This window comes from Streptomyces niveiscabiei, assembly GCF_033794345.1.
Lineage (GTDB): Bacteria > Actinomycetota > Actinomycetes > Streptomycetales > Streptomycetaceae > Streptomyces > Streptomyces niveiscabiei.
Genome location: NZ_JARAYJ010000069.1, coordinates 1 through 19,490 on the forward strand (window position 1 = coordinate 1; position 19,490 = coordinate 19,490).

At 71.9% G+C, this 19,490-nt stretch carries 13 protein-coding genes; 6 read left to right on the forward strand and 7 right to left on the reverse strand.

All coding sequences use genetic code 11. The features are described from left to right. Positions 1 to 234 precede the first annotated feature (234 nt). Positions 235 to 1,821, forward strand: a complete 1,587-nt coding sequence (locus PV682_RS42655) for a GMC family oxidoreductase (RefSeq protein ID WP_319738112.1) — start codon at positions 235 to 237, stop codon at positions 1,819 to 1,821. A 3-nt stretch (positions 1,822 to 1,824) separates the two neighbouring features. Here PV682_RS42655 and PV682_RS42660 read toward each other — a convergent pair whose 3' ends face one another. Further along, entirely contained in the window at positions 1,825 to 3,432 is a 1,608-nt protein-coding gene (locus tag PV682_RS42660; RefSeq protein ID WP_319738115.1) for a PucR family transcriptional regulator, read from the reverse strand. Between the two features lie 126 nt (positions 3,433 to 3,558). Here PV682_RS42660 and hisD point away from each other — a divergent pair, with 126 nt between their 5' ends. From hisD to PV682_RS42680, 4 genes are all read left to right on the forward strand, one after another. After that, a complete protein-coding gene (gene hisD, locus PV682_RS42665; protein WP_319738118.1) occupies positions 3,559 to 4,884 on the forward strand; it encodes a histidinol dehydrogenase in 1,326 nt (441 codons plus the stop codon). Positions 4,885 to 5,081: 197 nt separating this feature from the next. Next, positions 5,082 to 6,590, forward strand: coding sequence for an APC family permease (locus PV682_RS42670; protein WP_319738121.1), 1,509 nt, complete (start codon positions 5,082 to 5,084; stop codon positions 6,588 to 6,590). Continuing rightward, a complete protein-coding gene (locus PV682_RS42675; protein ID WP_319738123.1) occupies positions 6,587 to 7,255 on the forward strand; it encodes a ThuA domain-containing protein in 669 nt (222 codons plus the stop codon). Before PV682_RS42670 ends, PV682_RS42675 begins: the two co-directional genes overlap by 4 nt. A 24-nt stretch (positions 7,256 to 7,279) precedes the next feature. Continuing rightward, positions 7,280 to 9,067 carry a thiamine pyrophosphate-binding protein gene (locus PV682_RS42680; protein WP_319738125.1) on the forward strand — a complete coding sequence of 596 codons (1,788 nt, stop codon included), beginning with the start codon at positions 7,280 to 7,282 and terminating at the stop codon, positions 9,065 to 9,067. A 68-nt stretch (positions 9,068 to 9,135) separates the two neighbouring features. Here PV682_RS42680 and dmpG read toward each other — a convergent pair whose 3' ends face one another. From dmpG to PV682_RS42710, 6 genes are all read right to left on the reverse strand, one after another. Then, positions 9,136 to 10,155: a 4-hydroxy-2-oxovalerate aldolase gene (gene dmpG / locus PV682_RS42685; protein WP_319738128.1), complete on the reverse strand. Its 1,020-nt coding sequence runs from the start codon at positions 10,153 to 10,155 to the stop codon at positions 9,136 to 9,138. A gap of 2 nt (positions 10,156 to 10,157) precedes the next feature. Beyond that, positions 10,158 to 11,090 carry an acetaldehyde dehydrogenase (acetylating) gene (locus PV682_RS42690; protein WP_319738129.1) on the reverse strand — a complete coding sequence of 311 codons (933 nt, stop codon included), beginning with the start codon at positions 11,088 to 11,090 and terminating at the stop codon, positions 10,158 to 10,160. Next, entirely contained in the window at positions 11,087 to 11,923 is an 837-nt protein-coding gene (gene mhpD, locus PV682_RS42695; protein ID WP_319738130.1) for a 2-keto-4-pentenoate hydratase, read from the reverse strand. The genes PV682_RS42690 and mhpD overlap by 4 nt, the downstream gene beginning before the upstream one ends. Positions 11,924 to 12,106: 183 nt before the next feature. Then, entirely contained in the window at positions 12,107 to 12,934 is an 828-nt protein-coding gene (locus PV682_RS42700) for a hypothetical protein (protein WP_319738131.1), read from the reverse strand. Continuing rightward, a complete protein-coding gene (locus PV682_RS42705; RefSeq protein ID WP_319738133.1) occupies positions 12,931 to 15,375 on the reverse strand; it encodes a hypothetical protein in 2,445 nt (814 codons plus the stop codon). Before PV682_RS42705 ends, PV682_RS42700 begins: the two co-directional genes overlap by 4 nt. Further along, positions 15,372 to 17,456 carry an AAA family ATPase gene (locus PV682_RS42710; protein WP_319738135.1) on the reverse strand — a complete coding sequence of 695 codons (2,085 nt, stop codon included), beginning with the start codon at positions 17,454 to 17,456 and terminating at the stop codon, positions 15,372 to 15,374. The genes PV682_RS42705 and PV682_RS42710 overlap by 4 nt, the downstream gene beginning before the upstream one ends. Positions 17,457 to 17,878: 422 nt before the next feature. Between PV682_RS42710 and PV682_RS42715 the strand changes: the two genes are divergently transcribed. Then, the gene (locus PV682_RS42715) at positions 17,879 to 19,186 is read left to right on the forward strand and encodes an OFA family MFS transporter (protein ID WP_319738137.1); all 1,308 of its coding nucleotides are present in this window, start codon (positions 17,879 to 17,881) and stop codon (positions 19,184 to 19,186) included. Positions 19,187 to 19,490 lie beyond the last annotated feature (304 nt).

Consider the following 19,490-nt stretch of genomic DNA (forward strand, 5'->3'; position numbering starts at 1 on the left):
CGGCATCGCCCGACTGCACAACCTCACACTGGCCGGATGACGAAGAAACGAGCAGGTCACCGACCATGTCAGAGATCATTTACGGGACAAGTCTTAGGGAGACCCGGCACGCTCGGCCCATGCACGAAGTGAGCAATCAGGACGGCGGTCGTTACCCATTCCGTGCATGTGCCGTGTCCGTGCCGCTGCTTAGGCTCTCTTCGGAATACCGCGGCGAAGAGGAGACCCCGACCCATGTCCGACCCGGTCCGCAAGGATTACACGCCCCCGGAACTTCGGCCCGGGGCCCTCGTATCAGTCGGCACCGCCGAGGAGATCAGCACCGACGTCCTGGTCATCGGCTCCGGCATGGGCGGGTCCGCGCTGGCCTGGGCGCTGAAGGACTCCGGTCTCGATGTGCTCGTGGCCGAGCGGGGCCATTTCCTTCCTCGCGAACCCGAGAACTCGCAGCCCGCAGAGATGTACATCAAGGGCCGGTACAAAAACGCCGGCTATTGGTACGACGGCGGCAACGGCAAGCCCTTCGCGCCGGGCGTGTATTACTGGGTGGGCGGAAACACCCGTTTCTACGGGGCGATGCTGCCCCGATTCCGGCGCAGCGACTTCACCGAGGTGGAACACCACGAGGGTGTCTCGCGCGCCTGGCCTTTCGGTTACGACGACCTGGAGCCCTTCTACACCGCCATGGAGGAACTGCTCCAGGTGCACGGGCAGACCGGTGAGGACCCGACCGAGCCGCCCCGCTCCAAGCCCTACCCGTACCCGGCGCTCCAGCACGAACCGGAGATCGAGCGGTTCTCCCGGTCGCTGCGCCGGCAGGGCCTGCACCCGTTCCACACCCCGAACGCCCTGAACATCAGCACCCAGGCCGACCGCGCCGCCGTGACGACCGCCGACGGCTGTCCGGACGACACCGGCATGAAGTCCGACGCCGAGAACCGGCTCCTGCTGCCCGCGCTGAGCGACGGCGTGAGGATCCTCACGGGTGCGGAGATCACCCGCCTGATCACCTCGCCCGACGGCCGGAAGGTCGTCGCCGCCGAGGCACGGCACGCGGGCCGGATCATCCGCGTCAACGCCAAGTCCTTCGCCCTCGCCGGAGGTGCCGTCAACTCGGCCGCGCTGCTGCTGCGTTCGGGCGGCGCCGCGCACCCCGAGGGGCTCGCCAACTCCTCGGGGCTGCTGGGCCGCAACTACATGGTCCACAACAGCACGTTCTTCGTCGGGGTGAACCCGCTGCGGACCAACCCCACCCAGTGGCAGAAGACGCTCGGCCTGAACGACTTCTACGAGGCCGGACCGGGGACGCGCTACCCGCTCGGGAATCTCCAGATGCTGGGCAAGCTCCAGGCACCCATGCTCAAGCCCGCGCGCCCGTGGGCACCGAACTGGGCCCTGAAGCTCATGGCCGCCAGGAGCCTCGACATCTACCTGACGACCGAGGACCTCCCGTCCCGGGACAACCGGGTCCGGGTGGACGGCGACCGCATCCTCATCGACTGGACGCCGACCAACCTCGCGCCCCACCACGAACTCGTGCGCCGGGTGACCCGTGCGGTCCGCAAGGCCGGCTATCCGCTGATCTTCACCCAGCGCATGGGCATCGAGACCAACTCCCACATGTGCGGAACCGCCGTGGCCGGTCACGACCCGGCGCGCAGCGTGCTCGACCCGCTGTGCCGCAGCCATGACGTCGAGAACCTCTGGGTCACCGACTCGTCGTTCTTCCCGTCCTCCGCGGCACTCAACCCGGCCCTGACGATCGGGGCGAACGCCTTGCGGATCGCGCCGGCCCTGGCGAAGGCGACGAGAACGCCGTAGCGGTCACGCCCGCCGCAGCGTCGGCTTGCGCAGCAGGTCGTGTCCGCGCACGGCCAGTTGCAGCCGCTGCTGGTTGCTGACCTCGGTGAGATCGAGGCCGAGGATCTCGGAGAGCTTGTCGAGCCGGTGGTAGAGGGTGCGCCGCTGGACGAAGAGCCCCTCGGCCGCCCGCGCCTTGTTGCCGCCGCGGTCCAGGAACGTGCGCAGGGTCGGCAGCAGGGGGTTCTTCGCCAGCGCGTCGTGTTCCAGGAGCGGACCGAGCTCGTCCTCGACGTACCGCCTCAGCTCGGGCCCCTCCGACAGGGCGACGAGCAGACGCAGTGCCCCCAGGTCGTCGAAATGACGCACCTCCGCGGTCGAGGCCGCGGCGGCGACGGAGGCCGCGCTGCGGCTCTGGCGCAGGGCCAGCGGAAGGGCGGCCGGCTCCACGATCCGGCTGACGCCGGCCCGTACCCCGTGCTCGGCCAGCAGCGTCCGCACCTGACCGGCGTCCGAGCGTGCGGGCAGGCCCACCACCGCCACGTCGAAGTCCCCGGTGTCGCCCACGACGGCGGGCCAGCCGGCGTCCTCCAGAAGGCGGGCCAGGAGGTGGTCCTTGGCGGGCTCCTCGTCCCCCGCCCATGCCGTGACGACGATCAGGTCCCGGCCGCGCAGGTCCTGACCGAGCGCCAGGCCGAGGATCACGAACCGCTCTCCGGTGATGTCCCCGAGCAGCAGCCGGTTGAGCAGCGCCGTCTGGCGCTGGGAGGCGCGGGCGCCGCTCTCCCGCTCGCTCAGCAGCGAGATCGCGACGGCCGCGGCGGCCCGCTCCAGCGTGCGCAGTTCGGGCGGGCCGGGCCGCTGTCCGCCGTGCAGGAGGTGCAGCCAGCCCCATGACTCGCCCCGGAGCACCACGGGCTGCCGGGCGCAGGGCGCGACCTCGCGGAACGAGGCCGCCGGAGCGGTCGGCACCCCGGGGTCCTGCGTCGCGAGCGAGGTGTGGCGTTCGTGGATCGCCCGGGAGTGCGCGCCCCACTCGTCCACGACCCGGTCGGCCTCCGGCGTCGCGCCGCCGTACGCCAGCATCTGGTGGGCGACGTCCTCCAGCACCACGGGGTGCCCGGTGCGCCGGGCCAGCTCCCTGACCACGCCGACGTAGTCCTCGTCGGCCAGGAGCAGATCCATGAACGCCTGACTGGTGGCCTCCTCGGCGATCAGCTGCTTGACGCGCATCCCGACCAGCACCTCGTGGACCTGCGCGGAGGTCTCGACGAAGGGGATCTCGTCGGCGAGTCCCACCAGGGGCAGACCGACCGCCTCCGCCTCCTCGACCACCGCCTCAGGCATGGCGTCGAACATGCGCCCGGCCAGCTCGACGACGAGCACGGCCGCGTGGGCGTCCGCGAGCCGCCGGATGAAGGCACGCTGCTCGAACGGCGTCGCCCCCATGCCGAGGCCCGCCGTCAGCAGCATCTCCTGACCGGTGAGGAAGCGGTGGATGTCCGGGATCTCGCCGGTGTGCACCCAGCGCACGGGACGGTCGAGATTCCTCTCCCCGGCGTACACCCGCACGGTCGTGCGCGAGAACACCTCGAGCTCCAGCGCGGCGCGGACAGTCAGGACTTCAGCCATGAGCCATTACCTCGATGTGTGCAGGAAACGCGCTCAATATTGCACACACTGTGCCTGTCCTCACACCCCCCGTTTCCCCAGACTTCAGGGCAAGCCCGCAGGCACGACCCGTGCAAGGAGTGCAGAGTGTCAGCCCACCACCAGGCCATCAAGGCTCCTGTCGCCGTGAAGACGTCGCGGACCAGCCGTCCGGACATCGTCGAGACCGTCGCGGACGTGATCGCCGACGTACGGGCGAACGGCGACGCCGCCGTGCGCCGCTGGTCGCAGAAGTTCGACGACTGGAGCCCGGAGTCCTACCGGCTCGGCCCCGACCGGATCGCCGCCGTCGTCTCCTCGGTTCCCGAGACGGTCCTCGACGACCTGCGGTTCGTCCAGAAGCAGGTCCGGGGCTTCGCCCAGGCGCAGCGGGACTCCCTCACCGCCTTCGAGGTGGAGACCCTGCCCGGAGTGTTCCTGGGGCAGCGCAACATCCCCATCGGGGCGGCCGGCGCCTATGTGCCCGGCGGCCGTTACCCCCTCACCGCGTCGGCCCACATGACCGTCCTGACGGCCAAGGTCGCCGGTGTCGAACGGGTCGCCGCGACGACCCCGCCGGACCGGGGCGCCCCGCCGCCCGTCAGCATCGCCGCGATGCACCTGGCCGGAGCCGACGAGATCTACGTCATGGGCGGCGTCCAGGCCGTGGCCGCCCTGGCGCTGGGCACCGAGACCATCGACGCCGTCGACATGCTCGCGGGCCCCGGCAACGCCTACGTCGCGGAAGCCAAGCGCCAGCTGTTCGGCGAGGTCGGCATCGACCTCTTCGCCGGACCGACCGAGGTGCTGATCGTCGCCGATGACACCGCGGACCCCTTCGTGGTGGCGACGGACCTGCTGTCCCAGGCCGAGCACGGCCCCGACTCCCCGGCCGTCCTCGTCACGACCTCCGAGGAGGTGGGCCGGCGGACCATCGCCTGGGTGGACAAGCTCCTGCCCGACCTGCCCACCGGCGGGGTCGCCGGCCCCGCCTGGCGCGACCACGGCGAGGTGATCGTCGTCCCCACCCTGGACGCCGCCTACGCGCTCGCCGACGAATACGCCAGCGAGCACGTCCAGATCCTCACCGCCGAGCCCCGCGAGGCGCTGCACCGGATGCGCAACTACGGCGCCCTGTTCCTCGGGGACAAGACCTGCGTCGCGTACGGCGACAAGGTCATCGGCGCCAACCACGTGCTGCCCACCCTGGGCGCGGCCCGCTACACCGGCGGCCTCTGGGTCGGCAAGTACCTCAAGACCGTGACCTACCAGGAGGTCCGGGACCCCGCCTCCAGCGCCCGGCTCGGCGAGATCTGCGGCAGGGCCTCACGCATCGAGAACTTCGAGGGACACGCGCGCTCCGGTGACGTCCGCGCCGCGCGGTACGGATCGGCCCGGCTGGACTGGACCGACCACACCTTCGAGCAGAGCTGATCCGCGATGACGGATCGCGACTTATGCCGGATCGCTGAAGCAGCCCGGCAGCCGTTCGACAAGGAGTACGTCCCCCTCGACTCACGGAGATCGTCATGTCAGCTACGGACAATGAGGCGCACGCGGCGCCCACATCCACCCCCGTAGGCCGATCAGGCGGGGCCCAGAGCCCTGTCTCCTCGGCCGCGGACGCGGAAATGCTCGCCGTACTCGGCTACGAGCAGAAGTTCGACCGCAAGGTCAGCCTGTGGGGGAACTTCGCCCTGGGCTTCGTGTACCTCTCGCCCCTCGTGGGTGTCGTGGCCCTCTTCTCGGTCGGTCTGGCGACCGCCGGCGGGCCGTCCGTCTTCTGGATCGGCATCGTCGGCGCGGGGCAGTTCCTGGTCGCGCTGGTCTTCGGCGAGGTCGTCTCGCAATTCCCCCTCGCGGGCGGCCTGTACCAGTGGGTCAGACGGCTGTGGAACGGGCGCTATGCCTGGTTCAACGCCTGGACGTACATCTGTTGCATCACCATCGGCATCACCAGCACCGCGCTCTTCAGTTCGGACTTCGCGGCCAGCCTGTTCGCCGGAACCGCCGGCGAGCCCGCCGTCAGCTCCACTCCCGCCCAGCGCCTGTGGATCGCGATCGCGGTGAGCGTCGTCTGCCTGATCTGCAACTGCTTCGGCACCAGGACACTGGCGCTGATCTCGAAGATCGGACTCGCCGCGGAACTGATCGGCATCGTCCTCGTGGGCCTCTACCTGCTGGTCTTCGAGCGGCGCAACTCCGTCTCGATCTTCTTCGAGACCAGCAGCTCCAGCCACGACAGCTACATCATGGCCTTCATCGCCGCATCCCTGGTCGGGCTGTTCCTCTTCTACGGCTTCGAGGCATGCGGCGAAATCGCGGAAGAGGTTCCCAACCCCTCCCGCAGCATCCCGCGAGCCATGCAGCTGACCGTCGCCGTCGGCGGGGTGGCCGCGCTGTTCGCCTTCGTGGGGTACGCACTCGCGGCTCCGGACCTCGCCTCGATCCTGTCCGGCAAGGACACCAACCCGATCCCCTCGATCCTGCAAAGCTCGGTCGGCACCGTCGGCACGAAGGCGGTACTCATGGTGATCATGACGTCCTTCATCGCGGGTGTGATGAGCCAGCAGGCCGCCGCCAGCCGGATCGTCTTCTCCTTCGCCCGCGACGACATGTTCCCGGGTGCCCGCGTCTTCTCGCGGATCACCCGCAGGCACCGCGTCCCCATGAACGCGCTGCTGGCCGTGAACGTCCTGCCGCTGCTGCTCTTCGTGTTCGTCTACTACTCGCCCGACTCCCTCACCAAGATCGCGGCGTTCCAGATGCTGGCCGGATACGCGGCGTTCATGATGGTCGTCCTGGCCGCGCTGCGGATGCGCCTGAAGGGCTGGCGGCCCGCCGGAGCCTGGACGCTGGGCCGCTGGGGCTTCGTGGTCAACGTGGCCGCCCTGCTCTACGGCGTGCTCGGGATGGTCCTTCTCGCCTGGCCCACCGGCGACTCCGCAACCCCCTTCGTGGACCGGTGGATCGCACTCATCGGGTTCCTCGTCGTCTCGGCCGTCGGTCTGGTGTACCTGTCGACCGCCAAGCCGGAGCGCAAGTCCACCGCGCCGGAAGGCGACGCCATCGAGGTGGCCGAGCGTCTGCGCAGCCGCGCCGAAGCCCTTGCCCGTACGACCTCAGGGAGCACCGCATGACCCGCGTTCTGTATCTGTACGGCGGCTGGCCCGGCCACAAGCCCTACCAGGTGGCCGAGGAATGGGCCCTCCCGATCTTCAGGAACCTCGGGTTCGACGTCGAGGAGACCAACGACATCTTCTCCCTCGACGCCGACCTCACCGGCTACGGCCTCATCGCGCTCAACTGGAACAACGCCCTGCTGTCCGAGGGCCTGACCGCCGCCCAGGAGGCGAACCTGCTGGGCGCGGTGGAGAACGGCACCGGGATCGCCGCCTGGCACGGCGCCGCCGCCGCGTTCCGCACCAGCCTCAAGTACCACTGGCTGCTCGGCGGCAGCTTCCTCGAACACCCCGCCGGCGAAGGCGTGAAGTACCCCTACGAGGTCACGATCACGGACACCGACCACACGATCACCGCCGGGGTGAAGGACTTCCGGGTCGCCTCCGAGCAGTACTACATGTCGGTCGACCCCAACAACCACGTCCTCGCCGAGACCGCCTTCACCGGCGAGCACCTGCCCTGGCTGGAGGGAAAGACGATCCCCCAGGCATGGACCCGCGCCTGGGGCGAGGGCCGCGTCTTCTACAGCGCGGTCGGCCACGACCTCGACGACCTCCAGAACCCGGACGTCACCCGCCTGTGCACCCAGGGCTTCGCCTGGGCCGCCCGCACCTCCGACTGAGCCACCACCGAAAGGAAACCCGCCATGCCCGTCCTCACCGGAGGCCAGATCGTCGCGCGGACCCTGCGCAACTACGGGGTCGACGTCGTCGCCGGCATCCCCGGCCACGGCATCTGGTCACTGACCGACGCCTTCCTCGACGACGAGTCCAGGATCCCCTTCGTCCAGACCTTCCACGAGCAGAGCGCCGTCCACCTCGCCGACGGCTACTACCGCGTCACGGGCCGCCCGCAGGCCGCTGTGACCTCCATCGGCGCCGGCGCGAGCAACACCGTCATCGGCATGGGCACCGCGTTCACCGACTCGACCAGCGTGCTCGTCGTCACCGGCGGCCCGCCGACCCACATGCGCGGCCACGGGCTGCTCCAGGAACTCGACCGCTACACGGCCAACGACTTCCCCAAGGTGGCCGAGGCCGTCAGCAAGCGGCACTGGGTCGTCACCCGGGTCGAGGAACTCCCCTTCGTCCTGCACCGCTGTTTCAACTCCATGCTGACCGGCCGCCCCGGCCCGGTACACCTCGAAGTCCCCATGGACGTACAGGCCGAGGCCGCGAACGTCGAGCTCCACGACCTGGAGCGGCGTATCCCGGTGGGCCGTCAGCACCCCGACCCCGAGGCCGTGGACCGCGCGGTCGACGTGCTGCGCGCGGCCAACCGGCCGGTCATCGTCGTCGGCGGCGGCGCGATCACCTCCGAGGCGTCCGACCAGGTCCTCGCACTCGCCGAGCGGTGGCAGATCCCGGTCGTCACCACGTGGAACGGCAAGAGCGCCTTCCCCGAGGACCACGAGCTGTTCGCCGGCAGCGTCGGCCAGACCGGCACCATGACGGGCAACGCGATCGCGAGCTCCGCCGACGTCGTCATCTCGGTCGGCTGCCGCTTCACCGACTGGTCCGCCTCCAGCTACGCCAAGGGCATCAGCTTCTCCATCCCGCCCGCGAAGCTCATCCACATCGACATCGACCCGCACGAGATCGGCAAGAACTACCCGGCCGAGGTGGGCATCGTCGCGGACGCGCAGCGCGCCGTCGCCGCCATCGTCGACTCCCTGCCCGCCCAGGGCGTCGACCGCTCCGAGTACCTCGCGGAACTCGCCCGGCTCAAGCGGGACTGGGAGGAGAAGCTCGCCGGCCGCCGCGACAGCGACCGCTTCCCCTTCACCTCCCAGCGCCCGCTCGGCGCCCTGCGCAATGTGCTCCCGCGTGACGCGATCATCGTCGCCGGCTCGGGCAACACCCAGGGTGCGGTCAAGCAGACCTTCCCGGTCTACCACCCCCGCACCCACCTCACCTCCGGCGGCTTCTCCTCCATGGGCTGGGCGATCCCGGCCGCCGTCGGGGCCAAGCTCGCCCGGCCCGACAGCCCGGTCGTGTGCGTCCTCGGCGACGGCGACTTCCTCATGACCTCCCAGGAGATCGCCCTCAGCGTCACCGCCGGCGCGCCGGTGATCTTCGTGGTCCAGAACAACGCGGGCTACATGTCGATCCGCGGCGGCCAGCGCAAGCAGACCTCGCGGCACATCGGCACCGAGTTCTCGCACCCCGACGGCTCGCCGTACAGCCCCGACTTCGCGGCCATGGGCCGGGCCTTCGGCATCGAGTCGTGGAAGGTCGGCGACGCCGAGTCCCTGGAACCGACGCTGCGCAAGGCGGTCCGGTCCGGCGCCCCCGCCGTGATCGAGGTCCCCACGGACCGCGACGCCGCCGGCCCCTGGGTCCCCGGCTGGTGGGACTTCCCGATCCCGGCCTACATCACCGACGAACGCCAGGACGAGTACGACCGCATCAGGGCGACGGAGCAACACCTCTGACACCCCGAGCCCGTCACTGACGACGCCCGCACACCAGCGGGGACAGATACAGCCGACGGCGCACCGGTCTAGGACGCGGTGTCCGCCTGCGCGGACAGATCCAGGGCGATGTCGCTGATCATGTCCTCCTGGCCGCCGATCATGCGCCGCCGGCCGGCCTCGACGAGGATGCTGCGGGTGTCCAGGCCGTAGCGGGCGGCGGCGGTCTCGGCGTGGCGCAGGAAGCTGGAGTACACGCCGGCATAGCCGAGGGTGAGCGTCTCGCGGTCCACCCGTACCTCGCGGTCCTGGAGTGGTCGTACGAGGTCGTCGGCGGCGTCCATCAGCGGGAACAGGTCGCAGCCGTGTTCCCAGCCCAGCAGGTCGGCGACCGCGACGAAGGCCTCCAGGGGGCAGTTGCCCGCGCCGGCGCCCTGGCCGGCGAGGGAGGCGTCGACGCGGACCACACCGTGCTCGACGGCGACGACGGTGTTGGCCACGCCCAGGGCGAGGTTGTGGTGGGCGTGGATGCCGAGTTCCGTGGCCGGGTCGAGGACGTCGCGGTAGGCGCGGACGCGGTCGCGGACGCCGTCCATGGTGAGGCGACCGCCGGAGTCGGTGACGTACACGCAGTGCGCGCCGTAGGACTCCATCAGCTTGGCCTGGCGGGCGAGTTCGGCGGGCTCGGCCATGTGGGACATCATCAGGAACCCGGCGACGTCCATGCCCAGCTCCCGGGCGGCGGCGATGTGCTGGGCGGAGATGTCGGCCTCGGTGCAGTGCGTGGCGACGCGCACCGAGCGGATGCCCAGGGAGTGCGCCTGCTTGAGGTCGTGGACCGTTCCGATGCCGGGCAGGAGAAGAGTCGTGGGGACGGCCCGGCGCACGGCGCCCACCACCGCCTCGATCCACTCCCAGTCCGTGTGGGCGCCGACGCCGTAGGTGACGCTGGAGCCGGCCAGGCCGTCGCCGTGGGCGATCTCGATCGCGGCCACTCCGGCGGCGTCCAGGGCGGCGGCGATCGTGGCGGCCTGGTCGAGGGTGTAGCGGTGCCGGACGGCGTGCATGCCGTCCCGCAGGGTGACGTCCTGGACGTACAGGCGGGTCATCTTCAGGCCACCTCCGTGGCACGGTGTGCGGCCATGCGTTCCGCGGTGCGCAGCGCGGCCGAGGTCATGATGTCGAGGTTTCCTGCGTAGGCCGGGAGGTAGTCGGCTGCGCCCTGGACCTCCAGGAACACCGAGACCTTGAGGACCTCGTCCGCGCCGGGGGCGAAGGTGCGCAGCGGGTCGTCGGCCGCCACCTTCGCGAACTGCACCTTCTGCTTGAGCCGGTAGCCGGGCACATAGTCCTGCACGCGCGTGACCATGTCCTCGACCGATGCCGTGACGGACTCGGTGGCGCAGTCGGAGACCAGGCAGTGCACGGTGTCCCGCATGATCAGCGGGGGTTCCGCCGGGTTGAGGACGATGATCGCCTTGCCGCGCCGGGCGCCGCCGACCCGCTCGATGGCACCGGCGGTGGTCTCGGTGAACTCGTCGATGTTCGCCCGGGTGCCGGGGCCGGCGGAGCGGGAGGAGATGGAGGCGACGATCTCGCCGTAGTGCACGGGGGTGACGGCGCCCACCGCGGCGACGACCGGGATGGTGGCCTGGCCGCCACAGGTGACCATGTTGACGTTCGGGGCGTCGATATGGGCGTCGCCGTTGACGGGCGGCACCACGTACGGGCCGATCGCGGCCGGGGTCAGGTCGACGAGGGTACGGCCGAGCGGGCGCAGCACCTCCTCGTGGTGCCGGTGCGCGCCGGCCGACGTGGCGTCGAAGACGATCTCGACGTCCGCGAACTCGTCCAGCCGGACGAGTCCTTCGACGCCTTCATGGGTCGTGGCCACCTTCAGGCGGCGGGCGCGGGCCAGGCCGTCGGAGTCCGGGTCGATGCCGGCCATCGCCGCGATGTCGAGGCTCTCCGACAGCCGCAGCACCTTGATCATCAGGTCGGTGCCGATGTTGCCCGAGCCGATGACGGCGACCTTGGTGCTCATCGCTCACCTTCTTCCTCGGCGAAGCCGACCCGGACGGAACCCAGGTTCGAGATGCGAGCCTCGAAAACGTCGCCAGGGGCGGCGGGGGCCATCGGGCCCAGGGCCCCGGTCAGCACCAGGTCGCCCGCGCGCAGCGGATCGCCCCGCTCCGCGAGTGCCGAGGCCAGCCAGACCGCCGCGTTGAGGGGGCCACCGAGGCAGTCCGCACCGGTGCCCTCCGAGACGGTCTCGTTGTTCCGGGTCATGGTCATCGTCACAGCGCGCAGATCGATGCCGGTGAGCGGTACGGGCGTGCCGCCCAGGACGTACAGCCCGCTGGAGGCGTTGTCGGCGACCGTGTCGACCAGGAAGATGTCCCAGCCCTGCACCCGGCTGTCGACGATCTCCAGCGCGGGCAGCGCGAAGTCGACCGCCCGCAGCACATCCACCACGGTGCACGCGCGCTCCGGCAGATCGCGGCCGAGCACCAGCGCCACCTCGGCCTCCACCTTGGGCTGGAGCAGCCGCCCGGCGGCCACCTCGCCGCCGTCGGGTACGGCCATGTCCGCGAACAGCGTGCCGAAGTCGGGCTGGTCGACGCCGAGTTGCCGCTGCACGGCAGGCGAGGTCAGGCCGATCTTGCGGCCCACGATCCGGCGGCCGGCAGCCAGGCCGCGCCGGACGTTCAGCTGCTGCACGGCGTACGCGGTCTCCAGATCGCCGCCTTCACCGAACAGCGTTCGCACCGGCGGACAAGCGACCCCGGTGCGGGCGGCTTCCGCCAGCAGGTCGGCTGCCTTGGCCACCGCTGGTGGCAGGGTGTCCGGGCTTGTGTTGTCGAGCCTGGTCGACACGGTGTACCTCCAGAGGGAAGCGGAAGCGACGGTTGTACACCGGTTTAGACATCACCACGGCGATGGGCCAATCTTTGTTCCGGGACGCGGGACAACCGACCCACCGCCCTCGGCGCCTTCCTGGACGCCGAACCCGCTGACCGGCGGCAACCCCGGCACCCGGAGCCGTCGCGGCGCGACCGCTCACCCGAGTTCGGTGATCGCCCGGGTGACGTCGGGGAGGCGGAGGTAGGAGGCGACGCGGTGGAAGTCGACCGAGTGGATCGACGCCTCTGCGTCGGTGTCCACCCCGGCGAACTTCGTCGACAGCCACCGGGGGATCGCGACGATGTCGCCCGGATCGGCCAGGTTGACCCATCGCCGGACCCGGGGTGGCCGCTGCCCGAAGCCGCCTCGGGGCGCGGGGCACAGCCGCTCGAAGACGACGGACGGCAGGCCGAGCGGCGAGCCGAGGGTCACCAGCAGGTCGACGTCGGGCCCGGGCCGCGACCACAGCGCCTCGTACGCGATCACCGAGCCGAGCGAGTGCGCGATCACCACTCGCGGCCGGTGCTCGACGACGGCCTCGGCCACCGAGTCGCGTACGGAGGCCCGCCCGGGCGCGTCGGGATGCCCCAGGTAGGCGTGCACCTCGCGGCAGAACACCGCGACGAAGGCGGACATCACCGGCACCCTGACGCCCCGGCGCGCGGCGAGCAGCGTGATCGCCTGCCGGAGCGGCAGCGTCAGCCGGCCCTGCCGTACGGCCGTCGCGTCGACCCCGGCGACCAGGGCGGCGAGCACCTCCAGCTCGGCCGGGGACAGGCCGAGGGGGTCGGTCCCGGGCCCTTGGCGGCGCCGTCGGTGCAGGTGGTGGGCCCAGTACGCGACCCGCACGTCGTCCGGCCGCACCTCGGCGCCGCCGGCGCTGAGATGCCGGCGCCAGGTGGCCGCGAGCCGCTCGGCGGCCTCCGCGGCGGTGCGGCGCGGGTCGTGGTTCCCGACGCCGTGGATCCCCAGGACGCGTGTCACGAGCCGCCTCCCCCGAGGGCACCGCCCAGGTCCAGGACGGCGACCTCCTGCCCGTACCCGACGGCCACCAGGCCGTCGTCGATGTCGACGCAGCGGACCCACCCGCCGGGAAGCACCGTGTCGGCGAGCCGCTCGCCGGTGAGGAGGTCATGGACGCCGAGGTGGCCGGCCTGGGTGCCGACCACGCAGACGGCACGGCCGCCGACGTCACCGCAGGCGAGCGCGGTCTGCGGGCGCTCCGTGTCGGCGTCGTTGACGACGCGGCTGACGAGGTTGCCGGTCCTCGCGTCCCACACCGCGAGGGTGCCCTCGAAGTCCGCGAACGCGACGAGCGGGACGCCCCGGTGCTCGTGTACGGCGAGGCTCTGCGTGGCGTTGTATCCCTCGAACGCCTGGATGACGACGTCGCGCCGGGTACGGCTCGCGAGGTCGTACAGGGCGATGTGGCCGGTGGTGGGTCCGTACTCCGCCTGGACGCCGGCGAGCACGGGCGCGCCGTCCACCAGCAGACCGCGCCAGACCGCCCGGTGGGCGTCGCCGTCGGGCACCTTCCAGCGCAGCAGGCGTTCGCCGTCGAGCAGGTCCCACATCCAGACGAGGCCGCGGTGCCCCGCTCCCACGACGACCGGCCGGCCGTCCAGGCGGAGCACGTCGACGGAGTACACCCATTCCTTGTCGTCGCCGGGCGACCGGTAGTCGGCGAGGGGCTGTCCCGACGCGAGGTCGTGCAGCCGTACGCCGTGCCGGGGGCTTCCGGTCACCGCCACCGGGTGCCGGTCGATCGTGGTCACCGCGATGTCGGTGATCCGGCGGTCCCCGTGCCGCATCCACGCCGTCCCCGACCCGGTGCGGGCGTCACGGCGGTAGAGGTCGCCGATATGGCCGCCGCTGAGCACCACCGGATGCCCGCCGATCCGGGTCAGGGCGATGGACTCGACGCCGATCCGGTGGCCGGGAGACGGATTGGCCGGGCTCGGGTCCGACGGTGACAGGTCGGCCACCCGAAGGGCGCCGTCGTCGCACGCGGCGAGGACCAGGACGCGCCCGTCCGCCCGGGCGATCCCGAGGTCGCCCACCCGGCCCTGGGCGACCCCGACGCGCAGCAGCTCGTACGGTCGGCCGCCGCCGCTCAGGTCCCGTACGGTCACGGCGCCGCCGCCGTCGCCGGCCACGAGCACCGCGTGGCCGTCCATCAGCGTCACCGCCAGCGCCGCGACCCCCTCGAACTGCGTCCAGGAGGGGAACCGTTCCTCGCCGGTGAAGACGTCCCGGATCTCGACGCTGGGGTGATGGCGCTCGCCGTTCTTGTCGGTGTGCACGTGCCGGGGACCCAGGACGACGACAGGGCGGCCCCGGTGCAGGCCGAGGCGGGCGATCACCGTGCCCGACCGGGGTGAGCACCGGTGGGCGGGGCCGATCTGGGCGCCGCTGTACAGGTCGGTGACCCGGCACGTGCCGCCGGGGTCCGCGTCTCCGTACCGGCCGCTGTCGGTGGCGTGGACGAGGACGGGGTGATCGCCGATCTCGCCGATCTCCAGGGAGCAGACACGCTCCACCGGCGCCTGGATCGCCGGCCCGACGGGCGCCCCGGTGTCGAGGTCGCGTACGAGGATCCCCGGCTCCTCGTCGACCGCGGCGACCGCACGCCCCGCCAGCACCCCGGTGGCCAGGCAGTGTCCCTCGCCCGTGGGGTGCTCACGGACGATCTCCCCGGTGGCGACCGACCGTACGACCAGCCCGTCCTCCGAGCGGAGGACCACGACGGCGGCGCCGTCGACCTCGGACACCGCGATCACATCCCGGTACCGCGACACCCGTCCCGGATGCTCGCGGTCACCCGTGAGCGTGATCGGCGGCAGCGAGGGCTCGCCCGTGAGCAGATCGCGGAACCGGACGATCGTGTCGTAGCCCTCCTGGTCGGTGCCGGTGGTGACCGCGACCTGCCGGCCACCGGTACGGGCCACCGCCACCGCGTGCACCCGGAAGTCGCCGTCGAACACGGCGCGTACGGCGGGCTTGATCTGGGAGCCCGTGGAGAACAGCGGCTCCAGCGCGAGGGCCGGCGATCCGAAGGGCCGGCTGAGGCGCCGGGTCAGCTCCTGGGCGCCGACGCGGGAGCTGGTGACGGCGAGGTACTGGCGGCGCCGCTCGGGCGGCGCGTAGGGGAGGTCCTCCAGCGCGCTGCGGTAGACGGTCGCGGCGAGGACCGCGTCCGGGCCGGACGCGCCCGGCAGCGCCGGGATCAGGGTGGCGGGGTCGGCGTAGACCAGGAACTCGGGGTCGCAGAGCAGCTCGTCGAGGCGTCCGCCCTCGGCCGCGTGCTGCACGGCGTGGCGCAGCAGATACGGGTCGGCCTCCGCCCAGCGGCGTGACCCGTCGGGGTGGCGGCCCACCTGGGCCAGCAGGATGCCGGCGAGTGCCCTGTGGTCCGTGGCGCTCATGCCGCCGGCTCCGGTGCCGCGTCGGCGGGTACGGCCCGGGGGTGCGCGCGCAGGTACTCGACGAGGCTCTCGTGGTAGAGGCGGAACACGCTGGTCCCGCTGACGTCGGCCGACTGGCGGAGGTAGAAACGCCCGTCCGCCAGGGCGCGGCGCACGTCCCGGGTCGAGGGCGGTCCCAGGTCCTGCGGCGCGTACAGGGGCGCGACCGCCTGGATGATCTTCGGTGGCATGCCCACGCCGCGCGCGTGCGCCAGCGCGGCCAGCACCGGACGCATCCAGGGGCCGGCCTCGGGCCGGCGCAGCGACATCTCGAGGACCTCGGGCAGCGAGGCCGGGATCTGGGCGAGCAGCCGCTCGGCCTGGTCCTGGTCGGTGACCGGGGGCAGCGTGTGGGCGACGTACTCGGCGAACAGCCGGGCGATCAGGAACCCGCCCCACCGCGGCTGGGCATCGCCGGTACGGGTCAGCGTGGCGGCGACGCCGTCCGCGATGGCGGTCACGAACCCGTGGCCGTCCACCGAGCCGTACCAGCGGCCGGCCCGCAGGACGCGCTGGACGTACACGCGCAGGTTCTCGGCCAGTTCGGCGGCCGGGACCTGGTCGAGGTCCAGGACTGTGCCGCCCGCGAGGGCGACGGCCCGCCGCAGCGGCTCGAACTCCTCCCAGGGGCGCATGCCGACGATCAGCCGGCACGCCGCGGAGCCGTCCGCCCTGCGCGCGCGGGCGAGTGGCACCACCAGGCGTGCGCTCAGCTCCTCGGAGTCGATGGCCTCGTCCAGCGAGTCGATCACGATCACCGGGGCGACGGGCCGGCCGGTGACCGCTTCCAGCAGCGCCCCGACCGACGCCGGCGCCTCGGGCTCGGCCGCCGGCTCCGGCGCGAGCTGCGTGAGCAGGGACGCCGTGATGGCGTCGACGGCCTGCTGGCGGGCGTGTACGGCGGCGAGGTGCGGCGTGGCGGCCGGCGCGGGCAGGTGGCCCCACACCTCCTCGGTCGCGTGCCGCAGCGTGGGGTGGGCCGCGCACACCAGCACCCCGAGCAGGGCCGATTTCCCCACCCCGGGGCTGCCGGTGACGATCCACGGCGCCGCCGCGCCCGCTCCGTCGATCGATGCCGAGAGCGCCCGCAGTTCGCGCTCACGGCCCTGGAACAGCCCCGGCCGGCGGCCGGCCTCCCAGCGGGCAGCCGCGCGGTCACGGAAATGGCGGGGGTCGACGAGGTGGTCGACCTCGCGCGCGAACTCGGCGAGCCGGTCGTCCATGGCGGCGAGGGCGTCGTCGAAGGCGACGCGCCGGTGGTCGGGGTTCGGGAAGAACGGCAGATCGAGCCGGGCCGCCGTCATCGTGTCGATCGGAGTCCCGGTCGGCTCCTGGATCGGCAGCAGGACGTCGTCGCCGTCGCCGTCCGCGACGACGTCCCGGATGCGCGCGGACACCGCCAGGTACGGGACGGTGAGCCGGGACGGATGCGTGCAGAAGTCTCCCGCCGCGACCTCCCGGAGGGTCTGGACGACGGCGCGGCTGAAGGCGCAGTCGAACGCGTCGGAGTCGGGGGCCGACGCGGCGAGGACCCAGGCCCGGTTGGACGCCTGGAACGGGCGGCGGTGCCAACGGGGCACGGCGGCGACGCCGGAGCGGCAGAAGTCGAGCAGGAACAGGGTCCGTGGCCGGGCGTCGCCGCCGGCGACCACGGTCCGCACCCACGTGTCGACGTTGCACGCCTCGTCGCGCCGCCCGTCGGCGCCGATCGCGTACACGGTGTCCAGGTCGGCGGGCTGGTCGCCGTGGGTGATCACGTGGACGATCACGACATCGTCCGGGCCCGCCTCCTGGAGGGTGCGGGTCACGGCCGCGCCCAGGTCGGCCGCCGTCGGCGCCTTCTCCCCGGCCAGCAGGGTCACCTGGTAGCCGAGTTCGTCGAGCACCGCGGCGGCGCGGTCCGCCCAGTCACCGGCCTCGGGCAGCGGCGGCCAGGCCGCGGAGCCGATCGCCTCCTCCGCGTCGGGCGCGGTCCGCGAATCGGCGGCGAACTCCGCGATCCCGACCACCAGAGCGCGCCGCCGGCCCATCCCGCTCACCATCCTTGTTCCCCCGAGGGCAAGCCCGATGATAGGGCCGGGAACGATCTCGCCGCCGGGTTTCGGTCGATTCGAGCGATGAGCGGAGGGGGGCGACCGGGTCGGCCACGACCCGCACCCGCGCCCTCCCCGAACCCCCCGCCCAGCGGCCTTCGACCTCGAGGAGGTGGCGGACCGGGCCCGACGCCGGTTGGGGCTTCCGTGAGTGATGAACTCGCCCGGCCGACCCGGCGGTTGGGCCTCCCGGCGCGGTGAGGTCGCAGTCCCAACGACACTCCCGCCCACCGGTTACGACGCCTCCTGCCGGATGCCCGGACCGCGTACCCCGTTGAGTGAACTCCCCGTGTGCCGTACGGAACATGCCCCACCCCCGGTGATCGACTGCGGAGCCGAAACGTTCGTCCGCTATACCGAGGTGGTTGGTTGTGAAGTCTGTTGTCGACAAGTCCCCTGAGGGACACGCGTACGTACGGCCGGACGCCGCCCGGCGTGTGGTGGTGTCCGTGTCGATGCCGGTGCTGATGCGCCGTACCCGCAAGAGGCACCGGATCTGGGTCGCCGTGGCGGCGGTGGTGTTCCAACTCGCCCTGGGGTCCGTCTATTCGTGGAGCGTGTTCGCGCGGGCCCTGAGGGAGCCCGGCTCGACGTTCGCGTTCGACGCGACGCGGGCCACCCTGCCGTTCAGCGTCGCCGTCGGGATGGTGTTCGTCGGGACCTGGTGCGGCGGCCGGCTCCAGGAGCGGCACGGTTCACGGGTCACGGCGATGATCGGCGCGGGCGTCTACTCGGCCGGGATCGTCGCCTGCTCGGCCGCCCGGGACGCGGCCGACCTGTGGATCCTGATCGTCTGCTACGGCGTCGTCTCCGGAGTCGGACTCGGCATCGGGTACATCGTGCCGACCGCCCTGCTCCAGCGCTGGTTCCCCGACAAGCGCGGCCTGATCACCGGCATCAGCGTCGGCGGCTTCGGCCTCGGACCGGTGCTCAGCGCGCCGGTCCTCGCGGCCCTCGTCCACCGCTACGAGACCGTGCCCACCCAGGCGTTCCTGCCGATGGGCCTCCTCTGCGCGGCGATGACCCTGCCGGCGGCCTGGCTGTTCGTGAACCCGCCCGCCTCCGCGTCCGTCGTGGTCGGCCGGAGCGTACGGCCCTCCTTCACCGCGCGTGAGGCGCTGCGCAGCCGCGAGTGGTACCTCCTCGCGACGATCCTGCTGGCCAGCTCCCTCGCGGGCACCAGCCTCGTCAGCGTGCTCGCCCCCGCCGCGCACGCCATCTCCGGCTACGACGCCTCCTCGGCGGCGGCGCTCACCGCGGCGGCCGGGGTCTTCAACGGCGTGGGCCGCCCGCTGGCCGGCGCGATCTCCGAACGGGCGGGCCGCATGCGGACGTTCGCCGCGCTCCTGATCATCCAGGGCCTCGGGCTCCTCGCCCTGCCCTGGGCCCACGACCCCGCGCTCTTCGCCGCCCTCGTCTGCGCGGTCAGCCTCGCGAACGGCGGCGGCTTCGGGACGATGCCCGCGACCGCCGGGGACTTCTTCGGCGTCGCCCACATCGGCGCCGTCTACGGGCCGATGCTCGTCTCCTGGAGCCTCGCCGGAGTCATCGGCCCGCTCACGACCGCGCACCTCGCGGGCGACGGCTACAGCACGGCGTTCGTCACGGTCGGCGCGGTGACGCTGGCGGCGGTGGCCCTGACGGCGATCACGAGACCCCCGGCGCCACGGACCACGTGATCCCGTACGGGGGTGACCAGCACAGCGGTCACCCCCAACCGGGTTGTCAGCGCCCCCTGTTGTGCAGCACGTGTTTCGTCCGCGAGAAGTCCTCCGGCGCGTACAGCGACAGATCCCGCCCGTACCCCGACCCCTTGAACCCGCCCCACGGCACCTCAGGGGGCCAGTAGTTCTCGCCGAAGAAACAACGCTAAGAGCTCGTAAGACGATCTTGTTGAAGTGTCCTGGTTGGGCGTGACCGATGTGAGGATTCGGCCGTTCGGGATGGTGTGAGTACTCGGCCGTGGATCGTGGACGACGACTT